This window comes from Kitasatospora sp. MY 5-36 (assembly GCF_001182915.1).
Classification (GTDB): domain Bacteria; phylum Actinomycetota; class Actinomycetes; order Streptomycetales; family Streptomycetaceae; genus Kitasatospora.
Genome location: NZ_LFVW01000757.1, coordinates 1 through 4868 on the forward strand (window position 1 = coordinate 1; position 4868 = coordinate 4868).

Below are 4868 nucleotides of genomic sequence, written 5' to 3' on the forward strand. Positions count from 1 at the left end.
GTCGGCGGCGATCAGGCCGGCCCGGTCGGCGACGACGCCGCGGCCGGCCTGGTCCTCGGCCCAGGCGGCGAGCGGCCGGTACTGGCCCTGGCCGAGCATCGTGGTCAGGGTGGCGACGGCGTTGCGGTCGGCGCCGGAGGTCAGCACCAGGGCGGCCAGGCCGGTGGGGGTGGCGGCGACGGTGAACCCGGTGGTGGTCTCGGCGCGGCCGCCGGGGCCGGTGGCCTCGGCGCGCAGGGTGTGCCCGCCGAGCGGGAGGGCGGTGGCGTCCAGGGCGGTGCCGGGCGCCAGCTCCTTGCCGTCCAGGGTGAGGCGGACGGTGTCGGCGCCGGTGGACTGGACGGCGGTCACCGGCCGCGCGGCGCGGTCCAGGGTGGCGCCGGCGGCCGGGGAGGTGATCGCCACGGTGGGCGCGGCGGGCCGGACGGGGGCGCCGCCCTGGAGCCAGGCGCTGTTCCAACCGGCGAGCTCCGCCGGGCGGTTGGTGATGACGCCGTCGACGCCGGCGGCGTCCAGGGCCTTCCAGCGGGCGGCCGAGTCGACCGTCCAGACGTTGACCGCGACGCCGGCCGCGTGCAGGTCCTTCACCACGTTCGGGCGCGCGGCGAGGCCGGCGTCGGACGGGTTGTAGGCGGACAGGCCGAGGTCCCTGGCGACCGCCACCGGGTCGGCGTCGAAGTCGCCGCGCAGCAGGCCGAGCGGCAGCTCGGGGGCCAGCTCGCGGGTGTAGCGCAGGGCGTCCACCTCGAAGCTCTGGACGAAGACCCGGCCGGTCATGCCGTGGTCGCGCACCTCCTTGACGATCCGGGCGACCTCGTCGCGGCTGTGCTGGCCCTTGATCTCCAGCAGCAGGTTGCCGCCTCGGGTGCGCAGGTCCTCCAGCTGGGCGGCCAGGGTGGGGACGCGGGCGCCGGCGTAGGCGGGGCCGAACCAGGAGCCGGCGTCCAGGGAGTCGATCTGGGCGGCGGTCAGGTCGCGGATGCGGCCCTTGCCGTTGGTGGTGCGGTCGACGGTGTCGTCGTGCAGGACGTAGGGGACGCCGTCCTTGCTGGGCTGGACGTCGTTCTCGATCCACTCGGCGCCGCCGCGGCGGGCGATCTCGTCGGAGAGCAGGGTGTTCTCGGGGGCGGCGGAGGAGGCGCCGCGGTGGGCGAAGACGGTCAGCGGCGCGCCGGCCGGGCGCAGCCAGCCGCCGGGGGCGAGCGCGGTGACCTTGAGGTCGTCGAAGGAGACCGTGGAGCCGTTGACCACCAGGGCCTGGCCGCCGTCGGCGCTGCGGGCGACCTGGGTGGTGCGCAGGGCCTCCTTGCCGTCGAATATCCAGAGGGCGGTGGTGCCGTGGACCTCGACGGCGATGCGCACGTCGCGGCCGGTGCCGGCGGCGGTGGGGGCCGCGGCGGTGTTGGTGACGTTCCAGACGTTGGCGGGGGTGCGCTGGGCGAATTCCAGGCCGTTGGCGGCGGTGGTGCCGGTGCGCATGGTGGCGATCGACCAGGGGGTGACGCCGGACGCGGGGACGTCCAGGCCGAGGGCGGTCCAGCGGGCGTTGTCCTGGACGCTCTCGAAGCGGGCGGTGGCCTCGATGCGGAAGTCGTCCAGGTGGCGGCCGAAGGTGATCCGGCTCTGCTGCCCGGAGTTGGCGGAGGTGCCGACCAGGCGGCCGCCCTCGACCTTCCAGTCGCCCTCGACGGCGGTGAAGCCGGCCGGCAGGGCGGGGCCGGAGAAGTGCTCGTCGAGGACGACCTCGCCGGGGGCCGGGGCGGCGCCGGCCGCGGCGGCCGCGGGGGCGGCTTCGGCGGAGACGGCGCTGGGGACGTTCAGGGCGACGGCGGCGAGGCCGAGCGAGGCGGCGACGGCGGCGGCGAGCAGGCCGGTGCGGCGGGCCGAGCGGGGGCGGTGACTCTGTGTCATGCGCCGCAGGTTAGGGGCGATTGCCGAACCGGGCGCCACGATTCCGGGAACCGTTCGTGGCCGTTGCACGTGCGGTGCGCGAAGATGGCGGATTCCGTGCGCCGGTTGGCCGGTTCGTTTCCGTACGAGCGTGGCGGACGCGCGGCGGGCCGGGTGCGCCGCAGCCGCCCGTCGGGGCGGCTGCGGGGTGCGTCGGGGGGCGGGTCAGTAGCGCAGGACGGCGGCGATCCGGCCGGCGTCGGCGAGGGTGTCGTCGGGGACGAAGCCGACCTTTCCGCCGGTGTCCAGGGCGCGCTCGATCACCTCGTCGACGATGTCCTCGCGGGCCCCGCTCTCGCCGGCCTCGGCGGGCACGAGGTGCTCGCCGTCGTCGCGCACGGTGGCGCGGAAGTTCTCCTCGACCACCAGGCGGGCGATCCGGCCCTGGCCGACGGCCTGCCAGACCTCGTCCAGTCCGGCCGCGAACTGCTGGGCGCCGCGGGCCTTGTCGAGCTGGGCGAGGTGCTCGGCGACCTCCTGGTCGGCGTGGGCGCGCACGGCGGGCTCGACCACCTTGCGGACGGTCTCGGCGTCGGCCTGGGCCAGGCCGCCGTGCGGCAGCTGGGCGGCGGCCTCCTTGGCGATCGGGCCGACGGCGTCCAGCAGGGCGAGCGCGGCGGCCTCGCCGACCACGTACAGCGGGCGGGGGGCGGCGGCCAGCAGCCTGCCGACCTCGGTGTCGGCCTGGCGCAGGAAGGTCTTGGTCGCCTCGTCGCGGAAGGTGCTGGGGGTGTCGCCGATCTGCTCCTGCCGCTCGGGGTCGGGGTTGTCGAAGACGCGCGTCAGCGGGAAGCCGTGCCCCTTGTCCTCGGTGACCCGCTCCTCGGTGCCGCCCCACAGCACCACCTTGTCGGCGGCCACCGCGAGCACCCAGTGCGGGCGCTCGGCGGCGTGCGAGGCGACCAGGTTGCGGGTGAGGAAGGTGTCGGACAGGACCACCCGGGCGGGGGCGGTGCGCCCGAGTGACCAGACCTGGTGCTCGCCGGGCGCGGCGAAGACCGCCAGGCCGTCCTCGGCGTGCACCAGGTCGACCTCCGTCAGGGCCCGGTCGAGCTGCTCCAGCACGTCGATCCGGTCGGCGCGGGAGACCTCCGGGTCGGCCTGGACGCGTTCCTTCGCCTCGGCCAGCAGGTTGCGCAGCCGGACCGGGTCCTGGGTGTTGTCCGGCTCGCGGCGGTGGGTGGGCATCAGGATCGACACCGCCGGGTAGGGCCGCGGCCGGCGCAGCTCGGCGAGGACGGCGGGGCTGAGGTCGGGGCGCATGGAGACCCTTTCCGAAGGCGGTCGGCCTTCTTGCGTGGACGCGCGGAGCCTTGGCACTGCTGCCAAATGTCGCCAATGTACCTATTTGCGGCTTCTGCGGCGCGCGAGCACGGACGGGGAGGGGCCTTCAGCACGGGGGGCGGGCGGCCCGCCGGCGCCGTCCGGGTTCGGGCGGCGGCGGCGGGCACGCGACGGCCGGGGCCGTCGGGACGGGCGGGGAGCGGTCAGAACTGGACGTCGGTGCAGGAGTAGAAGGCATTGCCGGTGTCGGCGACGTCCCAGACGGCGACGACCACCTGGTGGCCGGTGCGGCCGGTGGGCAGGGTCGCGGTGTGGGTGGTGGTGGCGGCGGGCTGGCGGCCGTTGTAGGGGACGGTCAGGAACGGGGTCAGGTCCAGGGAGGCCCGGGTGATCGGCTGGCTGGCGTCGTAGCCGGGCTTGGTCAGGAAGTACCTGAAGCTGCTGGTGGAGTGCCGGGCCTCGATCTCCCAGGTGAAGGTGAGCTGCTGGCCCGCCGTCACCTTGGTGGTGGGCCAGCTGCCGCCCCGGGGGTTGTCCAGCGGGGCCCAGCGGGCGTCCGCGCCGGCGCAGATGGTGCCGTCCGCCGGGCCGCGGGTCGGGAAGCCCTTGGGGCCCTCGACGCTCTGCGGCTCCCACTGGATGTCGCCGCAGTCCCACGGGACGGCGTTGGCCCCGCAGAGCGCGGAGCGGCTCGGCGGCAGGTTGATGAAGCCGTGCGACTGGGCCGGCAGGGCCGCCGCGATCGGCAGGGCGATCGCGGCCGCGGCGGCGGCGATCAGGTGGCGCTTGCGCATGGTGCTCCTCCGTGGGGGTGGATGGAGTGTGCGCCCGGCGCGGGGCGTGCGCGTGCGCGTGGGGGTGCGCACGGCGGTCTGCCCGAGACATGGCATGCCCGCGCCAGACCGGTTGCCCGACACCGTAGGATCTGCCTTCCCTCCGCGTCAATGGTCTGAACCATTTGCGCCAAAGCCGCGTGATGACTGGGCTCCGACCGGCATCCCGCGGCCCCACCCGCGCCCGAATCGCACGGGAGATTATTTGCACAAGCGCTATACAAGCTCTGGCCGATATTTCTGTTCATGGCTTATCCTGGACCCAGCCATACCCGGAAGGAGGGGCCCATGACCGCCACGGACCCCGCGCTCACCGCGCTCGCCAACGGCTGGGGCGCCCTGTCCCTCCTGCACGGCAGGATCGAGTCCCACATCGAACGCGCCCTGCAGGCGAAGCACGACCTGAGCGTGCGCGAGTACTCGCTGCTCGACGTGCTCAGCCGCCAGCACGACGACGAGGGCGGGCACCTGCAGATGAAGCAGGTCGCCGACGCGGTCGTGCTCAGCCAGAGCGCCACCACCCGCCTGGTCACCCGACTGGAGGACCGCGGGCTGCTGTCGCGCTACCTGTGTCCGACCGACCGCCGCGGCATCTACACCAACGTGAGCGAGGACGGCCTGAGGCTCCTGGAGCAGGCCCGGCCGACCAACGACGCCGCGCTGCGCGAGGCGCTCGACGAGGCCGCCCGCACCCCCGCGCTGGCCTCGCTGGTCCAGGCGGTCGAGGCCGTGGACGCCGCCGCGCCCACCCGCTGACCCCGGCCGGCCCCGCGCCGCCACGCCACTCCCCCGGGCCCGGCC

The 4868-nt window shown here is 75.2% G+C and carries 4 protein-coding genes; 1 reads left to right on the top strand and 3 read right to left on the bottom strand.

Annotated elements, in window-relative coordinates:
* From AE652_RS35300 to AE652_RS35310, 3 genes are all read right to left on the bottom strand, one after another.
* Positions 1–1911 (bottom strand): glycerophosphodiester phosphodiesterase family protein (locus tag AE652_RS35300; protein WP_082346178.1); only part of this gene is annotated, 1911 nt, incomplete at its 3' end.
* Between the two features lie 204 nt (positions 1912–2115).
* On the bottom strand, positions 2116–3213 hold the full coding sequence (locus AE652_RS35305) for a hypothetical protein (RefSeq protein ID WP_049659082.1): 1098 nt from the start codon (positions 3211–3213) through the stop codon (positions 2116–2118).
* A 224-nt stretch (positions 3214–3437) separates the two neighbouring features.
* On the bottom strand, positions 3438–4028 hold the full coding sequence (locus AE652_RS35310) for a lytic polysaccharide monooxygenase (RefSeq protein ID WP_049659083.1): 591 nt from the start codon (positions 4026–4028) through the stop codon (positions 3438–3440).
* 327 nt (positions 4029–4355) lie between these two features.
* On the opposite strand from AE652_RS35310, the gene AE652_RS35315 reads away from it, so the two are divergent.
* Positions 4356–4823: a MarR family winged helix-turn-helix transcriptional regulator gene (locus AE652_RS35315; protein WP_049659084.1), complete on the top strand. Its 468-nt coding sequence runs from the start codon at positions 4356–4358 to the stop codon at positions 4821–4823.
* Positions 4824–4868: the final 45 nt, after the last annotated feature.